This window comes from Pseudomonas sp. QL9, assembly GCF_041409665.1.
GTDB classification, from domain to species: Bacteria; Pseudomonadota; Gammaproteobacteria; order Pseudomonadales; family Pseudomonadaceae; genus Pseudomonas; species Pseudomonas knackmussii.
Map to the genome: position 1 here is coordinate 3,991,866 of NZ_CP166971.1, position 19,119 is coordinate 4,010,984.

At 63.1% G+C, this 19,119-nt stretch carries 21 protein-coding genes and 1 other RNA gene; 14 read left to right on the forward strand and 8 right to left on the reverse strand.

Annotation, left to right across the window (positions count from 1 at the left end; all coding sequences use genetic code 11):
* Positions 1-127: 127 nt before the first annotated feature.
* Entirely contained in the window at positions 128-571 is a 444-nt protein-coding gene (locus tag ACA097_RS18705; RefSeq protein ID WP_043254626.1) for a YhcB family protein, read from the reverse strand.
* Positions 572-709: 138 nt separating this feature from the next.
* On the opposite strand from ACA097_RS18705, the gene ACA097_RS18710 reads away from it, so the two are divergent.
* From ACA097_RS18710 to zapE, 3 genes are all read left to right on the forward strand, one after another.
* Positions 710-1,354: an alpha/beta hydrolase gene (locus tag ACA097_RS18710; RefSeq protein WP_160288172.1), complete on the forward strand. Its 645-nt coding sequence runs from the start codon at positions 710-712 to the stop codon at positions 1,352-1,354.
* Between the two features lie 42 nt (positions 1,355-1,396).
* Positions 1,397-2,743: a tryptophan--tRNA ligase gene (locus ACA097_RS18715; RefSeq protein WP_371365162.1), complete on the forward strand. Its 1,347-nt coding sequence runs from the start codon at positions 1,397-1,399 to the stop codon at positions 2,741-2,743.
* A gap of 94 nt (positions 2,744-2,837) precedes the next feature.
* Complete coding sequence (gene zapE, locus ACA097_RS18720) at positions 2,838-3,932, forward strand: cell division protein ZapE (RefSeq protein WP_043254621.1); 1,095 nt, start codon at positions 2,838-2,840, stop codon at positions 3,930-3,932.
* A gap of 104 nt (positions 3,933-4,036) precedes the next feature.
* Here zapE and ACA097_RS18725 read toward each other — a convergent pair whose 3' ends face one another.
* A complete protein-coding gene (locus ACA097_RS18725; protein ID WP_371365165.1) occupies positions 4,037-4,996 on the reverse strand; it encodes a hypothetical protein in 960 nt (319 codons plus the stop codon).
* Positions 4,997-5,088: 92 nt separating this feature from the next.
* Positions 5,089-5,988 (reverse strand): GlxA family transcriptional regulator, encoded by a 900-nt coding sequence (locus ACA097_RS18730; RefSeq protein ID WP_167333395.1) that lies wholly within the window; start codon positions 5,986-5,988, stop codon positions 5,089-5,091.
* Between the two features lie 257 nt (positions 5,989-6,245).
* On the opposite strand from ACA097_RS18730, the gene ACA097_RS18735 reads away from it, so the two are divergent.
* Positions 6,246-7,382 carry an acyl-CoA dehydrogenase family protein gene (locus ACA097_RS18735; protein WP_043254616.1) on the forward strand — a complete coding sequence of 379 codons (1,137 nt, stop codon included), beginning with the start codon at positions 6,246-6,248 and terminating at the stop codon, positions 7,380-7,382.
* A 54-nt stretch (positions 7,383-7,436) separates the two neighbouring features.
* On the opposite strand, the gene ACA097_RS18740 is transcribed toward ACA097_RS18735, so the two are convergent.
* Entirely contained in the window at positions 7,437-8,474 is a 1,038-nt protein-coding gene (locus ACA097_RS18740) for an NADP(H)-dependent aldo-keto reductase (RefSeq protein ID WP_371365167.1), read from the reverse strand.
* A gap of 245 nt (positions 8,475-8,719) precedes the next feature.
* Here ACA097_RS18740 and rplM point away from each other — a divergent pair, with 245 nt between their 5' ends.
* From rplM to ACA097_RS18775, 7 genes are all read left to right on the forward strand, one after another.
* Positions 8,720-9,148: a 50S ribosomal protein L13 gene (gene rplM / locus ACA097_RS18745; RefSeq protein WP_043254612.1), complete on the forward strand. Its 429-nt coding sequence runs from the start codon at positions 8,720-8,722 to the stop codon at positions 9,146-9,148.
* Positions 9,149-9,162: 14 nt separating this feature from the next.
* A complete protein-coding gene (rpsI, locus tag ACA097_RS18750) occupies positions 9,163-9,555 on the forward strand; it encodes a 30S ribosomal protein S9 (protein ID WP_043254611.1) in 393 nt (130 codons plus the stop codon).
* 263 nt (positions 9,556-9,818) lie between these two features.
* Positions 9,819-10,409 carry a ubiquinol-cytochrome c reductase iron-sulfur subunit gene (gene petA / locus ACA097_RS18755; RefSeq protein WP_043254609.1) on the forward strand — a complete coding sequence of 197 codons (591 nt, stop codon included), beginning with the start codon at positions 9,819-9,821 and terminating at the stop codon, positions 10,407-10,409.
* Positions 10,409-11,620 carry a cytochrome bc complex cytochrome b subunit gene (locus tag ACA097_RS18760; RefSeq protein ID WP_043254607.1) on the forward strand — a complete coding sequence of 404 codons (1,212 nt, stop codon included), beginning with the start codon at positions 10,409-10,411 and terminating at the stop codon, positions 11,618-11,620. Before petA ends, ACA097_RS18760 begins: the two co-directional genes overlap by 1 nt.
* Positions 11,620-12,399: a cytochrome c1 gene (locus tag ACA097_RS18765; protein ID WP_043254605.1), complete on the forward strand. Its 780-nt coding sequence runs from the start codon at positions 11,620-11,622 to the stop codon at positions 12,397-12,399. Before ACA097_RS18760 ends, ACA097_RS18765 begins: the two co-directional genes overlap by 1 nt.
* A 92-nt stretch (positions 12,400-12,491) precedes the next feature.
* Positions 12,492-13,109: a glutathione S-transferase N-terminal domain-containing protein gene (locus ACA097_RS18770; protein ID WP_371365171.1), complete on the forward strand. Its 618-nt coding sequence runs from the start codon at positions 12,492-12,494 to the stop codon at positions 13,107-13,109.
* Between the two features lie 11 nt (positions 13,110-13,120).
* Positions 13,121-13,528 carry a ClpXP protease specificity-enhancing factor gene (locus ACA097_RS18775; protein ID WP_043254602.1) on the forward strand — a complete coding sequence of 136 codons (408 nt, stop codon included), beginning with the start codon at positions 13,121-13,123 and terminating at the stop codon, positions 13,526-13,528.
* Positions 13,529-13,573: 45 nt separating this feature from the next.
* On the opposite strand, the gene ACA097_RS18780 is transcribed toward ACA097_RS18775, so the two are convergent.
* The 4 genes from ACA097_RS18780 to ACA097_RS18795 are packed head-to-tail and all read right to left on the reverse strand — an operon-like array spanning position 13,574 to position 16,962.
* A complete protein-coding gene (locus ACA097_RS18780) occupies positions 13,574-14,152 on the reverse strand; it encodes a BON domain-containing protein (RefSeq protein WP_043254601.1) in 579 nt (192 codons plus the stop codon).
* Positions 14,149-14,742, reverse strand: a complete 594-nt coding sequence (locus ACA097_RS18785) for a phosphoheptose isomerase (RefSeq protein WP_043254599.1) — start codon at positions 14,740-14,742, stop codon at positions 14,149-14,151. Before ACA097_RS18785 ends, ACA097_RS18780 begins: the two co-directional genes overlap by 4 nt.
* A 28-nt stretch (positions 14,743-14,770) precedes the next feature.
* Entirely contained in the window at positions 14,771-15,148 is a 378-nt protein-coding gene (locus ACA097_RS18790; protein WP_043257661.1) for a YraN family protein, read from the reverse strand.
* A complete protein-coding gene (locus ACA097_RS18795) occupies positions 15,148-16,962 on the reverse strand; it encodes a penicillin-binding protein activator (protein ID WP_371370541.1) in 1,815 nt (604 codons plus the stop codon). Before ACA097_RS18795 ends, ACA097_RS18790 begins: the two co-directional genes overlap by 1 nt.
* A gap of 127 nt (positions 16,963-17,089) precedes the next feature.
* Between ACA097_RS18795 and rsmI the strand changes: the two genes are divergently transcribed.
* From rsmI to mraZ, 3 genes are all read left to right on the forward strand, one after another.
* Positions 17,090-17,932, forward strand: coding sequence for a 16S rRNA (cytidine(1402)-2'-O)-methyltransferase (gene rsmI, locus ACA097_RS18800; RefSeq protein WP_371365175.1), 843 nt, complete (start codon positions 17,090-17,092; stop codon positions 17,930-17,932).
* Positions 17,933-17,999: 67 nt separating this feature from the next.
* An RNA gene (rnpB, locus tag ACA097_RS18805) (RNase P RNA component class A) lies at positions 18,000-18,351 on the forward strand.
* Between the two features lie 307 nt (positions 18,352-18,658).
* Positions 18,659-19,114, forward strand: coding sequence for a division/cell wall cluster transcriptional repressor MraZ (mraZ, locus tag ACA097_RS18810; protein WP_043254598.1), 456 nt, complete (start codon positions 18,659-18,661; stop codon positions 19,112-19,114).
* Positions 19,115-19,119 lie beyond the last annotated feature (5 nt).

A 19,119-nucleotide genomic window follows, 5' to 3' on the forward strand; every position in this document is an offset into this window, starting at 1 on the left:
GTAGCAGCGAGCTTGCTCGCGAACCGTCTTGCGCGATGCTGTTCGCGGGCAAGCTCGCTCCTGCAGGTTACATTCCTCCAGGCATGAAAAAGCCCCGCCTAGGCGGGGCTTTTGGTCACTGCGGCGCTTACAGCTTGCGCTTCAGGCCATAGGTTTCGTCCAGCGTGCCCGGGCCTTCGCCGGACTTCGGCGCGTAGTCCTTCGGCGCTTCGCCGGCGGCTGGCGGCGTCAGGCGCTCGCGGCGTTCGGGGTAGGCGTTTTCGGCGTGCAGAGCAGCCAGCAGGCGCTGCTTGGTCTGCTCGTCGAGAGCCAGGCGCTCGGCGCTTTCGGAGAGGTGCTCCTGCACGTCCTGGTAGCTCTGGGTGAGCTTCTTCACCAGGCTGGCAGTGGTGTTGAAATGGGTCACCACTTCGCGCTGGTAGCTGTCGAAGCGGTCCTGCAGATCGTCCACTTGGCGCTGCATCTTGTTGGGGGCGGCATTGGGCAGCACGCGAGCGATCAGGAAGCCGATGGCGGCTCCGACGAACAGGGCGATGACCGGCAGCAACCAGGTGGTGAGGGACTGTTCCACGCGAATCCTTCCTCTATAGACGGCTTTGCTTTACGTTAGCGGCTTGCACCTGCGCTGTACACCACGAGGCGAGGCCTCCGCATCGGCGCGGTATCGAGCTAGACGAGACGACCCGCTTCGGGGTCACGGAGTTGTTGTTTGTCCACCCGCGAAATTCCCCTGTTCATCGATGGGCCCGACGGTCCGCTGGAAGCCTTGCACCTGGATACGCCGGATGCCGTCGGGGTGGCGCTGATCTGCCATCCGCACCCGCTCTTCGCCGGCACCATGCAGAACAAGGTGGTCGCCACCCTGCAGCGCATCGCCCGTGACAGCGGCTACGCGACCCTGCGTTTCAACTTCCGTGGCGTGGGCCAGAGCTCGGGGACCTACGCCGATGGCCGTGGCGAGATCGACGATGCCCTGGCTATCGCACGCTGGCTGGGCGACAAGCATCCCGGCCTGCCACTGACCCTGATGGGCTTCTCCTTCGGCTCCTGCGTCGCCGGCAACGCCGCCGCTCGCCTGGAAGGGCAGGGCATCGCCCTGCGTCATCTGTTCATGCTGGCGCCGCCGGTAGAGCGTTTCGAGGTCGATTTGCCGCGTCAGTGCCCGATTACCGTGGTACAGCCCGAAGATGATGAGGTGGTGACGCCGGCGCGCGTCTACGCCTGGAGCGAATCGCTGGCATTGCCCCACGAACTGTTGCGCGTGCCCGAATGCAGTCACTTCTTCCACGGCAAGCTGATCGAGCTCAAGGACCTGCTGCAGCCCCGGCTCGCGCCGGCCGGCGTCGCGGGTTAACATCCGGACCGCTCATTTCCCCGCGTTGATTTCTGGTATCCCATGACGACCCGCATCCTCACCGGCATTACCACCACCGGCACCCCGCACCTGGGCAATTACGCCGGCGCCATCCGCCCGGCAATCGTCGCCAGCCGCGACCCGCAGGCAGATTCGTTCTACTTCCTGGCCGACTACCACGCGCTGATCAAGTGCGACGACCCGCAGCGCATCCAGCGTTCGCGCCTGGAGATCGCCGCCACCTGGCTGGCCTGCGGCCTGGATGCCGACAAGGCGACTTTCTATCGCCAGTCCGACATTCCCGAAATCCCCGAGCTGACCTGGCTGCTGACCTGCGTCTCGGCCAAGGGCCTGCTCAACCGCGCCCACGCGTACAAGGCCTCGGTGGACAAGAACGTCGAGGCCGGCGAAGACCCGGACGCCGGCGTCACCATGGGCCTGTACAGCTACCCGGTGCTGATGGCCGCGGACATCCTGATGTTCAACGCGCACAAGGTGCCGGTCGGCCGCGACCAGATCCAGCACGTGGAGATGGCCCGCGACATCGGTCAGCGCTTCAACCACCTGTTCGGCAACGGCAAGGAACTCTTCACCCTGCCTGAGGCGGTGATCGAGGAAGACGTGGCGACCCTGCCGGGCCTGGACGGTCGCAAGATGTCCAAGAGCTACGACAACACCATCCCGCTGTTTGGCACCAGCAAGCAGCTCAAGGACGCCATCGCCCGCATCGTCACCGACTCGCGCGCGCCGGGAGAGCCGAAGGATCCGGACAACTCCCACCTGTTCACCCTCTACCAGGCCTTCGCCACTGCCGCTCAGCTCGCCGAGTTCCGTGCTGCACTGCTCGACGGACTGGCCTGGGGCGAAGCCAAGCATCGCCTGTACGAGCTGCTGGAAAGCGAGCTGGGCGAAGCCCGCGAGCGCTACCACACGCTGATCGCCCGACCGGGTGACCTGGAGGACATCCTCCTCGCCGGCGCCGCCAAGGCACGCCGCATTGCTACTCCGTTCCTCGGTGAGCTGCGCGAGTCGGTGGGCCTGCGCTCGTTCCGCGAGCAGGCGCAAGTCGCCGGCGAAGGCAAGAAGAAAGCGGCCAAGAGCGCACGCATCGTCAGCTTCCGCGACGACGACGGCAGCTTCCGTTTCCGCTTGCTGGATGCCGCCGGTGAGCAGCTGTTGTTGTCGTCCTCCTTCGCTGACGGCAAGTCCGCTGGCGCGGTGAGCAAGCGCCTGCAAAGTGGCGAAGCCCTGGACCTGCGCGCTGAAGGCAACGCTTTCGCGCTCTGGCTGGACGGCGCGGCCGTGGCGCAGAGCCCCGAGTTCGCCGATGCCGCGGCGCGCGATGCCGCGATCGAACGCGTACGCGAGGCGCTGGTGCCGCAGGAGTAAACCGCAGGCTGCCATCCTCGACGGATGGCCGATTGCCAAGAAGCGGGGCCGTCGCTAAAGTGTCGGCCCCGTTTTCGTTGCCTTGCTACCGATCATGACGCCCCTTCAGCGCTACCAGGAAGACCTCAAACGTCCCGATTTCTTCCACGATGCTGCACAGGCCAATGCCGTAAGGCATCTGCAACGCCTGTACGACGAGCTGCTGGCAGCCGACCAGGCCAAGCCAGGGCTGTTCGGCAAGTTGCTCGGCAAGAAGCCCAGCGGTCCAGTCAAGGGCCTGTATTTCTGGGGTGGCGTCGGTCGCGGCAAGACCTATCTGGTGGACACCTTCTTCGACGCACTGCCGTTCAAGCAGAAGATGCGTACGCACTTCCACCGCTTCATGAAGCGCGTCCACGAGGAAATGAAGACCCTCAAGGGCGAGAAGAACCCGCTGACCATCATCGGCAAGCGCTTCGCCGAAGAAGCCCGGGTGATCTGCTTCGACGAATTCTTCGTCTCCGACATCACCGACGCGATGATCCTCGCAACCCTGCTGGAAGAGCTGTTCAAGAACGGCGTCAGCCTGGTGGCGACCTCCAACATCGTGCCGGACGGTCTGTACAAGGACGGCCTGCAGCGCGCCCGCTTCCTGCCGGCCATCGCGCTGGTCAAGCAGTACACCGAAGTGGTCAACGTCGACAGCGGCGTGGACTACCGTCTGCGCGCCCTCGAGCAGGCCGAGCTGTACCACTGGCCGCTGACCGAGCAGGCCGAGCAGGCCATGTCCCGTGACTTCAACAAGCTCACCCCGGACTGCGCCGCGGCGATCCGCGACGACGTGCTGATCATCGAGAACCGTCCGATCCGCGCACGCCTGACCTGCGACGACGTGGCCTGGTTCGAGTTCCGTGAGCTGTGCGACGGTCCGCGCAGTCAGAACGATTACATCGAGCTGGCGAAGATCTATCACGCGGTGCTGATCTCCAACGTCGAGCAGATGAACCCGGCCAGGGATGACCTGGCGCGCCGTTTCATCAACCTGGTGGACGAGTTCTACGATCGCAACGTCAAGCTGATCATCTCCGCCGAGGTCGAGCTGAAAGACCTGTACGTTGGCGGCCGCCTGGAGTTCGAGTTCCAGCGCACCCTCAGCCGCCTGCTGGAAATGCAGTCCCACGAGTTCCTCAGCCGCCCGCACCGTCCCTGACGGCAGCAGTGCTGCAAGTAAAAAGGGCTGCCCAATGGCAGCCCTTTTTCGTTCTTGCTGGGTGGATTCGCGGACGAGATCCGCTCGTGCATCCTGCCGCGGACTCAGCGCTGCGCGGTCTGTTCCTCGGCCGTCTTCAACAGCTGCTTGGCGCGCGCCACTTCCAGCGCTTCCATGGCATTGATCGGCTTGATCGCCACGGCTTTCTTAAGTTGCTCCAGCGCCTTTTCGTGCTGGTCGTCGCCATACACGTAGCCCAGGGCATTGGCGTATTCGTAGTGGCCGATCGGCAGGTCGTCGCTGGCGCGGAAGGAGCGGGCGAAGTACTGCTCCATCTGGTCGGCGCTGACGCCGTAGGTCATGCGACCGACCAGCTTGCCGACCTTGCGGATCACGCCGGCCTGGTACCCGCCGTAGAGGGCGAGGGCGAACGGCTGGTTGGGGCGCTCGGCGAGGATGGTATCCAGTTCCTTGGGGATATCGCCGGTGTAGCCGCGCTTGAGCACCACCGGTACCGGCAGTTCTTCGGCCAGGCGCGCTTTGGCGTAGGCGCGACCGAACTGGGCGATCGGGTCGGCATTGAGCAACGGGCCGGCCTGGTCGGTGTAGCTGATCACTTCCTCAAGTAGCTGCTGCTTGTCCGAAGCCGGGGCGAGGAACATGGCATAGAGCACCTGGGCGAACATGGCGGGCACCTGGCCGCCGACGCCGAGGGCTAGGCCGTCTTGCTTGGCCTGGGCGAAGTCGCCGCGGAACACCTTGCGCCACACATCCTGCAGCTTCTCGGCGTAGGCCTGGGCTTCTTCCGGCTTGCCGCTGAAGCCGCTGCCACTGGCTACGGTCTTGGTGACCGCGTCGGGATGAGCGGCGGCCATCTTCGTCACCCAGGTGGCGTCGGGGAATGGGTAGCCGCCGAAACCTCGGGTCAGGCGCGGCCAGGCGGCGCGCAGCTTGTCGCCGGAGTAGTCGAAGGCGCTCTGGTCGTAGGGGAAGGGTTTCCAGTTGTCCGCGCCCAGGGCGGGCAGGCACAGGCAGGTGAGCAGGACGAGCAGTAGGCGGCGCATGGCGAGATCCCGTGGTTTTTTGTTCTGCGTGGGGCGGCTCCGATCATAGGCAGCCGCCCCCGCTACGGGACCCATCCTACGGATGGCGTGTTTCAGGCTTCCTTCCGCCGGTACTGGTTGCGGAAATGGTTGGGCGAAAGCTTCGTGTGCTGGCGGAACAGACGGGCGAAGAAGCTCGCGTCGTCGTAGCCGACCTCGTAGCTGATGGTCTTGATGCTCTTGCGCGTCGTCGACAGCAGGCCGCGTGCGGTTTCGATGCGCAGGCGCTGCAGGTAGTGCAGCGGCTTGTCCCCGGTGGCGGCCTGGAAGCGCCGCATGAAGTTGCGGATGCTCATGCCGTGGTCGCGGGCCACATCCTCGAAGCGGAATTTCTCCGCGTAGTGCTCCTCCAGCCACTGCTGGACCTGCAGGATCGCCGGGTCGTGGTGCAGCTTTTGCCCGCCGAAGCCGAGGCGGCCAGGGGTGTAGCTGCGCTGCACTTCGAAGAGGATGTCGCGCGATACGCCCTGCGCCACGCTGGAGCCGCAGAAGCGCTCGATCAGGTAGAGGTAGAGGTCGCGCGAGGAGGTCACGCCACTGGCGCTATAGAGGTTGTCGGCGTCGGTAATGTGCTTCTCGCGGTTGAGCAGCACGGCCGGATAGCGAGCGGCGAAGGCGTCGAAGAAGCGCCAGTAGGTGGTCGCTTCCTTGCCGTCGAGCAGCCCGGCTTCGGCCAGCCAGTAGACGCCGGTGGCCTCGCTGCTGATCGCGCTGCCGGCGGCGTGTCGCTGGCGCAGCCAGGGCACCACTTGTGGATAACGTTCGAGCAGCTGGTCGAAGTCGCCCCAGAAGGCCGGCACTATGACCAGTTCGGAATCATCGAGGGCGCCATCCACGGAGAGCAGGTCGCCGCTGAAGGCTTTTACCGGCTGGCCATCGGGGCTGACGATGCGGGTTTGCAGGAGCGGGGTCAGGCCCAGGCCTTCCTGTCTGCCGAAGCGCAGGCTGGCCATGTGGAGGAAGTCCCTGGCCTGCATGAGGGTGGAGGCGAAGACGCCATCGGTCGCAAGGATACTGACCCGGTTGAGCGGGGATACGGAGAGTTCAGGCATCTTTCTTGTCATTGTTGTTGATCGCAGCGTTTGACGCTTATCTGGTCAAATCGCGGCTGGATCGTCTTATTTTTTGTCGCATGTGTCCAGTGCGCGATGTCGGGGCGCGCCCTACATTCGGCCCTTCGATGGCATCAGCACGGCACCAGGAGGTGACCATGATCCCCAGAACCCTGTTCAGTTCCGATCACGAGTTGTTCCGCGACAGCGTGCGCAAGTTCCTCGAACAGGAGGCCGTGCCCTTCCATCACCAATGGGAAAAGGACGGCCATATCGACCGCGGCCTGTGGAACAAGGCAGGCGAGGCGGGGATGCTTTGCTCGCATATTCCCGAAGCCTACGGCGGCATGGCTGCGGACTTTCTCTACAGCACCGTGGTCATCGAAGAGATCGGTCGCCTGGGTCTGACCGGCATCGGTTTCTCCCTGCATTCGGACATCGTTGCGCCCTACATCCTGCATTACGGCAGCGAGGCGCAGAAACAGCACTACCTGCCGAAGTTGATCTCCGGCGAGATGGTCGGCGCCATCGCCATGACCGAGCCGGGCGCCGGCTCCGACCTGCAGGGCGTAAAGACCACGGCGGTGCTCGACGGCGACGAGTACGTCATCAACGGCTCCAAGACCTTCATCACCAACGGCTATCTCGCCGACCTGGTGATCGTGGTCGCGAAGACCGATCCGAAGGGCGGCGCCAAAGGCACCAGCCTGTTCCTGGTCGAGGCAGGAACCCCGGGCTTCGCCAAGGGGCAGCGCCTGGAGAAGGTCGGCATGAAGGCCCAGGACACCTCGGAGCTGTTCTTCCAGGACGTGCGCGTGCCCAAGGAGTCGCTCCTCGGCCAGCCGGGGCAGGGCTTCATCTACCTGATGCAGGAGCTGCCGCAGGAGCGCCTGACCGTTGCGCTGGGCGCACTGGCCTCGGCCGAGGCGGCGCTGAAGTGGACCCTCGACTACACCCGCGAGCGCAAGGCGTTCGGCAAGGCAGTGGCGGACTTCCAGAACACCCGCTTCAAGCTGGCCGAGATGGCTACCGAGATCCAGGTAGGCCGCACCTTCGTCGACCGCTGCCTGGAACTGCACCTGCAGGGCAAGCTCGACGTGCCGACCGCGGCGATGGCCAAGTACTGGACGACCGATCTGCAGTGCAAGGTGCTCGACGAGTGCGTGCAACTGCATGGCGGCTACGGCTTCATGTGGGAGTACCCGGTGGCGCGCGCCTGGGCCGATGCCCGCGTGCAACGCATCTACGCCGGCACCAACGAGATCATGAAAGAGATCATTGCCCGCTCGCTGTAATGGTGCAGGCATGAAAAAGCCCGGCACTGGCCGGGTTTTTTCGTTGCGGGCGGATCAGGGCGCCGGGTTGGGCTGGTCCTTGTGGATCGCCTCGATGCCGGCCAGTACCTCGTCGGACAGCTTGAGCTCGAAGCTGCCTAGGTTGCTTTCCAGCTGCTCCAGCGAAGTCGCGCCGATGATGTTGCTGGTCACGAACGGCTGGCGGGTGACGAAGGCCAGGGCCATCTGCGCGGGGTCCAGGCCGTGCTGGCGGGCGAGGGTCACGTAGTGCGCGCAGGCGCGTTCGCTCTGCGGATTGGTGTAGCGGGTGAAGCGGCTGAACAGCGTGATGCGCGCGTTGGCCGGGCGTGCGCCGTTCTCGTACTTGCCGGACAGCATTCCGAAGGCCAGAGGCGAATAGGCCAGCAGGCCGCATTGTTCGCGGATGGCGATTTCCGCCAGGCCCACCTCGAAGGTGCGGTTGAGCAGGTTGTAAGGGTTCTGGATCGATGCCGCGCGCGGCCAGCCGCGCTGCTCGGCGAGCTGCAGGAAGCGCATGGTGCCCCAGGGCGTCTCGTTGGACAGGCCGATGTGGCGGATCTTGCCGGCGCGCACCTGTTCGTCGAGCACCTCGAGGGTTTCCTCCAGTGGAGTGAAGTCCTGCTCCTTGTGCTGATAGCCAAGCTGTCCGAAGAAGTTGGTGCTGCGCTCCGGCCAGTGCAGCTGGTACAGGTCGATCCAGTCGGTCTGCAGGCGTTTCAGGCTGGCGTCCAGGGCGGCAACGATGTTCTTGCGGTCGTGCTTGAGCTGGCCGTCGCGAATATGCGCGATACCGTTGCCCGGGCCGGCCACCTTGCTGGCGAGGATCCAGTCTGCGCGGTCGCCGCGCTGGCGGAACCAGTTGCCGATGATCTGCTCGGTACGCGAGTAGGTTTCGGCGCGCGGCGGCACCGGATACATCTCGGCGGTGTCGATAAAGTTGATCCCGGCGGCCTTCGCCCGCTCGATCTGCGCGAAGGCTTCTGCTTCGGTGTTCTGCTCACCCCAGGTCATGGTCCCCAGGCACAGGGCGCTGACTTTCAGATCGGTGCGGCCAAGCGGGCGGTACTGCATGGACTTCTCCTTGTGAAAACAAGTGCATGACGTAGTTGTAAATTCTGCCGAAATCTGCATAATTCCGCAGCCTTTCATCGGTGGGGGATGCCAAGCCTGCCGATCGATACATCTAGTCGTTACGGACGCACACTGACCCGAGCCCCAAATCGTGTCTGTTTCCGGCTGTCCTTGACTTGTCAAGGCAACCACTGTCCAGTAAGATTCGCCGTCTTATTTTCAGGCGGCCCCTGAGGCTATAACGAATGAAAACTTTCACCGCGAAACCAGAAACTGTTAAGCGCGACTGGTTCGTCGTCGACGCTGCCGGCCTGACCCTGGGTCGTCTGGCTACCGAAATTGCTCGTCGCCTGCGCGGCAAGCACAAGCCGGAATACACCCCGCACGTTGATACCGGCGACTACATCGTCGTGATCAACGCCGAGCAGGTTCGTGTCACTGGTGCCAAGACCACCGACAAGATGTACTACCATCACTCGGGCTTCCCGGGCGGTATCAAGTCGATCAGCTTCGAGAAACTGATCGCCAAGGCCCCTGAGCGCGTCATCGAGACTGCCGTAAAAGGCATGCTGCCGAAGAACCCGCTGGGCCGCGACATGTACCGCAAGCTGAAGGTGTACAAGGGTGCCAACCACCCGCACACCGCTCAGCAGCCTCAAGAACTGAAGATTTAACGGGATAGCTCATCATGTCGGCTAATCAAAACTACGGCACCGGCCGTCGTAAGACCGCTACCGCTCGCGTCTTCCTGCGTCCGGGTACCGGCAACATCTCCATCAACAACCGCAGCCTGGACCAGTTCTTCGGTCGCGAAACTGCTCGCATGGTCGTACGTCAGCCGCTGGAGCTGACCGAAAACACCGAGAAGTTCGACATCTACGTCACCGTCGTTGGCGGTGGTGTTAGCGGTCAAGCCGGCGCTATCCGCCACGGCATCACCCGCGCTCTGATCGAGTACGACGAGACCCTGCGCAGCCCGCTGCGTAAGGCTGGCTACGTGACTCGCGACGCCCGTGAAGTCGAGCGTAAGAAAGTCGGTCTGCGTAAAGCGCGTAAGCGTCCGCAGTACTCCAAGCGTTAATTTCGACGCTTCGAAAAAAACGCCCAGATCCAAGAGGACTGGGCGTTTTTTTATGCCTAGGATAAAGGTGGCTGGAAATTTATGCGGCAAGGTGTCGCACGGCTGGAGCGCCCGTGGTGCAAGGGCTGCAGCTTCTTGGTTGCCGGTAATTACCTTGTCAGCTACAGGGCTTTTCTTTACCATTTGGCGAATTTTTTCTGCGGCACACCTTTTACTCAAAGGCCCGAGAAGATAACGGGCTAAAGCTGATGGGAGACGACTGAATGAGTAATGACGGCGTGAATGCAGGCCGGCGTCGCTTCCTCGTCGCGGCCACTTCGGTGGTTGGCGCCGCGGGAGCTGTTGGTGCTGCGGTCCCGTTCGTGGGGTCATGGTTCCCCAGTGCCAAGGCAAAGGCAGCGGGGGCGCCGGTGAAGGTGAACGTCGGCAAGATCGAGCCAGGGCAGCAGGTCATCGCTGAGTGGCGCGGCAAGCCGGTGTTCCTGGTTCACCGGACCAAGGAAATGCTGGATGCCCTGCCAACCCTGAACGGCCAGCTGGCCGACCCCGAGTCAAAGTCCTCGGAACAGCCGCACTACGTCGATCCCCAGCTTCGCTCCATCAAGCCGGAACTCGCCGTCATCGTCGGCATCTGCACCCACCTGGGCTGCTCGCCGACCTTCCGCCCGGAAGTGGCGCCGGCTGACCTCGGTCCGGATTGGAAGGGTGGCTACTTCTGCCCCTGCCACGGTTCCCACTACGACCTCGCCGGCCGCGTCTACAAGGGGCAGCCTGCGCCCCTGAACCTGCCGATTCCGCCTTATGCGCTCGATGGAGATGTGCTGACCATCGGTGTGGACCAGGAGAAAGCCTGATGAACAAGTTCATGGCTTGGGTCGATGCCCGCTTCCCCGCGACCAAGATGTGGGAAGACCATCTGAGCAAGTATTACGCCCCGAAGAACTTCAACTTCTGGTACTTCTTCGGTTCGCTGGCGCTGCTGGTGCTGGTCAATCAGATCCTCACCGGTATCTGGCTGACGATGAGCTTCACCCCGTCCGCGGAAGAGGCTTTCGCCTCCGTCGAATACATCATGCGAGATGTGGACTACGGCTGGATCATTCGCTACATGCACTCCACCGGTGCATCGGCGTTCTTCATCGTCGTCTACCTGCACATGTTCCGCGGCCTGCTCTACGGCTCCTATCAGAAGCCGCGCGAACTGGTCTGGCTGTTCGGCATGCTGATCTACCTGGCGCTGATGGCGGAAGCCTTCATGGGCTACCTGCTGCCCTGGGGCCAGATGTCCTACTGGGGTGCCCAGGTGATCATTTCGCTGTTCGGTGCCATCCCGGTGATCGGCAACGACCTGGCGCAGTGGATCCGTGGTGACTTCCTGATCTCCGGCATCACCCTGAACCGCTTCTTCGCCCTGCACGTGATCGCCCTGCCGATCGTCCTGCTCGGCCTGGTCGTGCTGCACATCCTGGCGCTGCACGAAGTCGGCTCGAACAACCCGGACGGCGTGGACATCAAGAAGAAGAAGGACGAGAACGGCATCCCGCTCGACGGCATCCCGTTCCACCCGTACTACACCGTCAAGGACATCGTCGGCGTAGTGGTCTTCCTGTTCGTCTTCTGCACCGTGATCTTCTTCTTCCCGGAAATGGGCGGATTCTTCCTCGAGAAGCCCAACTTCGAGATGGCGAACCAGTTCAAGACCCCGCCGCACATTGCTCCCGTGTGGTACTTCACCCCGTTCTACGCCATCCTGCGCGCCGTTCCGGACAAGCTGATGGGCGTGGTCGCCATGGGCGCCGCCATCGCCATCCTGTTCGTGCTGCCGTGGCTGGATCGTAGCCCGGTTCGCTCCATCCGCTACAAGGGCTGGCTGAGCAAGATCTGGCTGGTGATCTTCGCGGTGTCCTTCGTGATCCTCGGCTACTACGGTGCGCAGGCTCCGTCCCCGCTGGGCACCACCCTGTCGCGTATCTGCACCATCCTGTACTTCGCCTTCTTCGTCCTGATGCCGTTCTATACACGGATGGAAAAGACCAAACCGGTTCCGGAAAGGGTGACTGGCTGATGAAAAAACAATTCGCCGCATTGATCCTGGCGCTGCTGCCGGTATTCGCTTTCGCCAACGAAGCTGGTCCCGAACTCGATCACGTCGACATCGACCTGACCGACAAGGCCGCGATGCAGGATGGCGCCCGTACCTTCGCCAACTATTGCATGGGCTGCCACAGCGCCAAGTTCCAGCGCTACGAGCGTGTCGGCAAGGACCTGGGGATTCCCGAGGAGTTGATGCTGAGCAAGCTGGTGTTCACCGGTGCGAAGATCGGTGACCACATGGAAATCGGCATGCGTCCGGCGGATGCCAAGGTGTGGTTCGGCGCTGCCCCGCCGGATCTGACCCTGGTGGCTCGTGTACGCGGCACCGACTGGCTCTACACCTACCTCCGCTCGTTCTACGAAGATCCCAAGCGTCCGTGGGGTGTGAACAACAAGGTCTTCCCGAACGTCGGTATGCCCAACGTGCTGGGTAGCGTGCAGGGTCGCCAGGTGATCGGTTGCAAGCAGGTTCAGGTCGAAGAGCATGGCAAGAAGCAATTCGATCCGCTTACCGGCACACCCTTGACCCACGAAGCATGCGATCAGCTCACCGTCCTGCCGAAGACTGGCATGGTCAACGAGGAGCAGTTCGACGAGAAGGTGAAGAACCTGGTGACCTTCCTGGCTTATTCGGCTGACCCGAACAAGCTGGAATCGCACCGCATCGGCACCTACGTTCTGTTGTTCCTGGCCTTCTTCTTCGTGTTTGCCTTCCTGCTCAAACGTGAGTACTGGAAGGACGTGCACTAAGCACGGCCGCAGAAAGCGTCACAAGCGCGCGCCCCCATGGGGCGCGCGCGTTTTTTTTACCGCCTTGAAAAGCGTGTGTGAGGAAGCCCGGCATGGCCGCAGTCAATAAGCTCACCTGTTACTCCGACCCTGCCGATCACTATTGCCATCGAGTCCGTCTGGTGCTGGCGGAAAAGAACGTGGTAGTCGATATCCAGGACATCGAGGCCGGGCGCTGCCCGCCCAAGTTGGCCGAGGTGAACCCGTACGGTAGCGTGCCGACCCTGGTTGATCGTGACCTGGCGCTGTACGAGTCGACGGTGATCATGGAGTACCTTGATGAGCGCTACCCGCATCCGCCGCTGATGCCGGTCTATCCGGTCGCCCGGGCCAATACCCGCCTGCTGATGCATCGCATCCAGCGCGACTGGTGCTCGCTGGTCGATCGCGTTCTCGACGATCGTCAGAAGGATGCCGATCGCGCCTTGGCGCGCAAGGAGTTGCGTGAGAGTCTTACCGGTGTATCCCCGCTGTTTGCCGAGAAACCTTTCTTCCTCAGCGAGGAGATGAGTCTGGTCGATTGCTGCCTGCTACCGGTACTCTGGCGGCTCCCAGTGCTCGGGATCGAGCTGCCGCGCCCAGCCAAGCCGCTGCTTGACTACATGGAGCGGTCGTTCGCCCGGGAGGCCTTCCAGGCCAGTCTGTCCCCCGTAGAACGTGATATGCGCTAAGGAATACCATGATGAACTCCAGTCGCCCCTACCTCGTACGAGCCCTCTATGAGTGGATCGTCGACAACGGTTGTACGCCGCATATCCTGGTGAACGCCGAGTATCCCGGGGTGCGTGTGCCGCCGGGTTACGCCAGCGACGGGCAGATCGTGCTCAATGTCTCGCCGACTGCGGTGCGCCATCTGCAGATGGATAACGAGGCGGTCAGTTTCGAGGGGCGTTTCGGTGGGGTGGCGCAGAGCCTGTACATTCCTTCGCAGGCGGTGATGGCGATCTATGCGCGGGAGAACGGCCAGGGCATGGTCTTCGATCTCGAGCCGCCGGTACCGACCGACGACGAAGACCTGCAGGATGACGAAGGGCCGAGCGACGAGCCGCCGCGGCCGAGTGGGCGCCCCAGCCTGAAAGTGGTCAAGTAAATAAAAAAGGCGATCCGAGGATCGCCTTTTTCATGCATGCGATTGTCAGTCGATGTACTCGAACAGGCGGACGATCCGCTGCACGCCGTCTACGTTTTGCACGACCTGAGTCGCCAGGTCACCTTCGCGCTTGGTAACCAGGCCCAGCATGTAGACGATACCGTTCTCGGTCACCACCTTGATGCGCGAGGAGGGTACGTTGGCGTCGCCGAGCATCTGGGTCTTGATCTTGGTGGTCAGCCAGGTGTCGTTGTTGCGGGCCAGCAGCGAGGAGGGCTGCAGCACCTGCAGCTCATTGTGCACGGTCTTGACCTTCTGCACGCTGCGAGCGGCCTGTTCGGCCTTGGTTTTCAGATCCGCGCGCGGGGTCTGGCCGGCGAGCAGGACCACGCCGTTGTAGCTGACTACGACCACGTGCGAGTTGCGGTCCAGGTCCGGATCGGCCTTGGAGACGTTGACCGCGACCTTGGTTTCGATCAGCGAGTCGTCGATGGTGCTACCGATGGTACGGGTGCCGCGGTTGTCGTCGATCGGCGATTCGCGGGTGGCGCTCAGGAAGCTGCTGCAGCCGCCCAGCGTCAGGCTGAGCAGGAGAGCTGCAACGATCTGCGGGGTACGGCTCATTCTTCGCTCCCGAAGAGTTGACGGTCGATCAGGTCGCACAGGCAGTGGATTACCAGCAGGTGCACTTCCTGGATGCGCGCGGTGACTTTTGCCGGAACGCGAATCTCGACGTCCTCGGGCAGCAGCAGCGAAGCCATGCCACCGCCGTCGCGGCCGGTCAGTGCCACAACCAGCATCTCGCGGTCATGGGCGGCCTGGATGGCCTGGATGACGTTCGCCGAGTTGCCGCTGGTGGAGATCGCCAGCAGTACATCGCCTGGCTGGCCGAGGGCGCGGATCTGCTTGGAGAAGACTTCGTTGTAGCTGTAGTCGTTGGCGATCGAGGTGATAGTCGAGCTGTCGGTGGTCAGGGCTACAGCCGGCAGGCTAGGGCGTTCGCGCTCGAAGCGGTTGAGCAGTTCGGAGGAGAAGTGCTGGGCGTCGCCGGCGGAGCCGCCGTTGCCGCAGCTGAGGATCTTCCCTTCGTTGAGCAGGGCGTTGACCATCACCATGCTGGCCTGCTCGATATGCGGAATCAGCACCTCGGTGGCCTGCTGCTTGGTCTCGATGCTGGCATGGAAGAGCTGGCGGATACGGGATTGCATGTCCATCAGGTGTGACCTTTCGTCGGGCGTCTGATCAGGTGTCAAAGGCGTTGGAGATCCAGTTCAGTTGAGCGGGCGAGTCGCCCGCGGAGTGCTGCACCGCGATGACGTCGAACCGGCATGGGTGCCGGGACCAGCGGGCTTCCTGTTGCAGAAAATGTTCGGCGGCGGCGGTAAGGCGTTGTCGCTTGCGTGCGTCGACGCTTTCCAGGGCGCCGCCCCAGGCCTCATGCCGGCGGCAGCGAACTTCGACGAATACTACTGTATCGCCGTCCAGCATGACCAGATCGAGCTCGCCGCGGCGGCAGCGCCAGTTGCGCGCCAACAGACGCATTCCCTGACCCTGCAAGTGCTCGCAAGCCAGGGACTCGGCCTGGCGGCCGAGCTCCTGGGCATTGCCCCGGCGGAATATCAAGGCGTGCTGTTCTCCAGCGGCTGTACCTGGCCGTTGCGGAACTCGGCCCAGGACAGGTGGCGCATCACGCGTTGGTTGGGTTCGAGGCTGAGGTTGCCCGTCAGGCCATCGATTTCCATGCCGGGTAGGGCTTTGAGCTCCGGCAGGCGCGGGGCCAGGCGGTAGGCGTCAGCCCCCATGGCGTACAGGCGGCCGAGGCTGGTGGCGGCCTGCGGCCACTGGGAGACGACCTGCTGGCGCAGCGGATTGCTGGTCTGCAGCAACCACGGCGTTTCGCAGAAGCGAATGCCGTTGAGGTCCTGGTCCTGCGCCGGATTGCTCGAGCCGGTGTACAGGTTGGAAGTGGCGTAGACCGGCAGGTCGCCGGCGTACTGGAAGGCCAGGGTCGGCTTGATCTGGCGGGCCTGCTGCGGAGTCGCTGCGAGGAAGATGAAGTCGATGTCCTGGCGACGCGACGGCTGGGTGTCGACGCTGCTATCCAGCACGCCCTGCAGTTTCTTGGCGCGACCTTCGCTCTGGCGCAGTTGCAGCAGATCGGCGATCTGTTGGGCGAGCTCGACTGGCTGGTCGACATGCTCGGCGGCGATCAGGGTGCCGCCGGCGGCCTGCCAATCGCGGCTGAAGGCTGCCAGTACTCGATCGCCCCAGTCGCCGCGCGGAACCAGCGCCACGGCACGACGCATGCCATCGCTCCAGGCGCGACGCGAGACTTCGCGGGCTTCATCCTCGGCCGACAGGCCGAACTGGAAGAGTTGCGCCGGGCCGGCCTGAGCGCTGTCGGTGTAGTTCAGGGCCAGGGTGGTGATCGGCAGTTGCGGACGCTCACCCAGTTGCTTGACCAGCGGCTTCTCCAGCGGACCTACGACCAGCTGTACGCCATCGGCTTGGGCTTGGCGATAGAAGTCATCCAGCGAGCGGATCTGGGAGCTGTCGTACATCTGGATCGCCGGCTGCTGTCCGCCGCCTTGCTGGGCTTGGTAGTAGGCCGCCATGAAGCCGTCTTGCAGGGCGCGGGCGACTCCGGCCAGTTGGCCTTGCTGGGGCAGAAGCAGGGCGATCTTGTTCAGCGGTTGCGCGGCCAGCGACTTGAGCTTCTCCAGCGCTTCCGGCATCTGCTTGGCGGCCGGGTGCTGCGGGTTCTGCTGGCGCCAGGCGTCGATGTTGGCCTGCTGCTCCTTGAGTGTGGACGCGCTCTTGACCACGCGCGCCAGCTCCAGCCAGCCGTTCAGGTCGCCTTCGTTGGCGTTGGTTTGCAGTTGTTCGGGCGGCAGACTGGAGACCAGTGCCCAGAGGGCTTCGTGGTTGGCCTTGCTGGCGTCGGCGTTGAGCAGCGGGTCGACGAAGACCCGCTCGCGGGCGGCGGCCAGCGTCTGGCCATCGGCTGCGAGGGCGAGGGCCTTGACCTGGCCGCTGCGGGCCTGCTGCTCGACCGGCAGTTCGCCCAGGTGGCTGAAGCTCGGATGGTCGAACGCCTTGAGCGCGGCCTTCGGTTTGTTGCGGGCCAGGGAGATCTGCGCGTCGAGGGTGCTGGCGAAGATCTGCTGCGCAGGCTTCAGGCTGTCCATCGGAACCTGCTCGAGGATCTGGCTGGCGCGGGCGATGTCCTTCTGCTGGAAGGCCAGGTCGGCGGCCGAGAGTTTCAGCAGGGCGGCTTCGTCAGGCTTGGCGCTGGCGGCCTGTTGCAGCAGTTGCTCGATGCTGGCGTTCGGAGTGCGCGGAAGTTCGCCGAGGTTGGAGGAGGGCGAGCTGGCGCAGGCGGCGAGCAGGGTGGCTAGGCACAGGGCGGAAAGCGGACGCAGTCGAGCGATCATCATCAGGCTTCTCGTGACGCATTCAAAGAGTCGGCAATTGTACCCAAGGCGGCAGGTAGAGGCGATGGCAGGCGCTGGAATCGGGATACAATGCGTGCTTTCCGACCCCGGAATTAAGGAGTGGTTCGTGTCCCTCGGTACCTTGTATGTAGTAGCGACTCCCATCGGCAACCTCGACGACATCAGCGTCAGGGCGCAGCGCACCTTGCGCGAGGTGGCGCTGATCGCTGCCGAGGACACCCGTCACTCGCTGCGTCTATTGCAGCACTTCGGCATAGAGACTCCGCTGGCGGCCTGCCATGAACACAATGAGCGCGAGCAGGGTGGGCGATTCCTGGCGCGCCTGCTGGCGGGCGACAACGTTGCTTTGGTCTCCGATGCCGGTACTCCGCTGATTTCTGATCCGGGCTACCACCTGGTGCGCCAGGCGCGCGCTGCAGGAATTGCCGTAGTGCCGGTGCCGGGGCCTTGCGCTTTGATCGCGGGGCTGTCGGCTGCGGGGTTGCCGTCCGATCGATTCATCTTCGAGGGCTTTCTGCCTGCCAAGACAGTTGGGCGGCGATCGCGGCTCGAGGCGCTGCGCGAGGAGCCGAGGACGCTGATCTTCTACGAGGCCCCGCATCGGCTGCTCGAGTGTCTTCAGGACATGGCCGAGGTGTTTGGCGAAGAGCGCCAGGCGGTTCTCGCACGGGAGCTGACCAAGACCTTCGAGACCATCAAGGGGATTCCGCTCGGCGAGCTGCGGGATTGGGTCGCGGCGGACTCCAACCAGCAGCGCGGCGAATGCGTGCTGTTGCTCGCGGGTTGGGAGGCGCCAGAAGCGGAAGGTGTTGATTCCGAGTCGCTGCGCGTGCTCGATCTGCTGCTTGCTGAGCTGCCGGTGAAGCGAGCGGCGGCGCTGGCTGCGGAGATCACGGGCTTGCGTAAGAACCTGCTTTATCAGGCCGCGCTGGAGCGCAAGGCGGAATAAGACCTTGGTGTCGGCCCAAACGTTCACGCTTGCAGGTGTCGGTTGCTGCCGTTAACCTTGTCGGCGGAGAGTCGATTGGACAGTCGCTGCTGCATGGTTTCCATGTGGGGGAGGAAAGTCCGGGCTCCATAGGGCAGAGTGCCAGGTAACGCCTGGGAGGCGCGAGCCTACGGAAAGTGCCACAGAAAATAACCGCCTAAGCGCATCAGCGCCGGTAAGGGTGAAAAGGTGCGGTAAGAGCGCACCGCACGGCTGGCAACAGTTCGTGGCTAGGTAAACCCCACTCGGAGCAAGACCAAATAGGAATCCAAGGCGTGGCCCGCGCTGGATTCGGGTAGGTCGCTTGAGGTACTCAGTGATGGGTATCCCAGAGGAATGGCTGTCCTCGACAGAACCCGGCTTACAGATCGACTCTCTCCCTATTCCCACTTCTTCCCACTCATGACCATTTGTCGCGCGACGGAAGAAGTTTCAATCTTAAGAAAGTCCTTTAAGTACGAAAGCCCAGTATTTTGAAAATACTGGGCTTTTTGCTGTTCTAAGGTCCGTCAAAACTCCTTCGATCCCCCCGAAAGTTGCGCTAAATCTCCGTCCCGTAAGGATTTTTCCCCGCGAGCCTGCCTTGACGGTGGGGAGCGTGCATTTCTATAGTGTGCGGAAGTGGTACGAAGTGGGTAAAAGTGGGATCAACTGGCACGGAAAGCCAACCACGGGGGAAACGCAGACGTGTTTCGCGGAGCTAACGCCATCAGTCTCGACGCCAAAGGGCGCCTCGCGATGCCGAGTCGGTATCGTGACGAGCTCGTTACGCGTTGCGGTGGCCAGCTCATCGTCACCATCGACGCTGTCGACCCTTGCCTCACCGTCTACCCCCTGCCCGAATGGGAAATCATTGAATCCAAGTTGCGCGAGTTGCCTTCGCTGCGTGAAGAAACGCGGCGCCTGCAGCGGCTGCTGATCGGCAATGCGGTTGATCTGGAGCTGGATGGTGCTGGGCGTTTCCTGGTGCCGCCGAGGCTGCGTGAGTACGCCAAGTTGGATAAGCGCGCGATGCTCGTCGGACAACTGAACAAGTTCCAGCTGTGGGACGAAGATGCATGGAATGCGGTGGCCGAGGCTGACCTCGCCGCCATCAAAGGACCCGGCGGTCTGCCGGATGAATTACGCGACCTTATATTGTGAGCCTG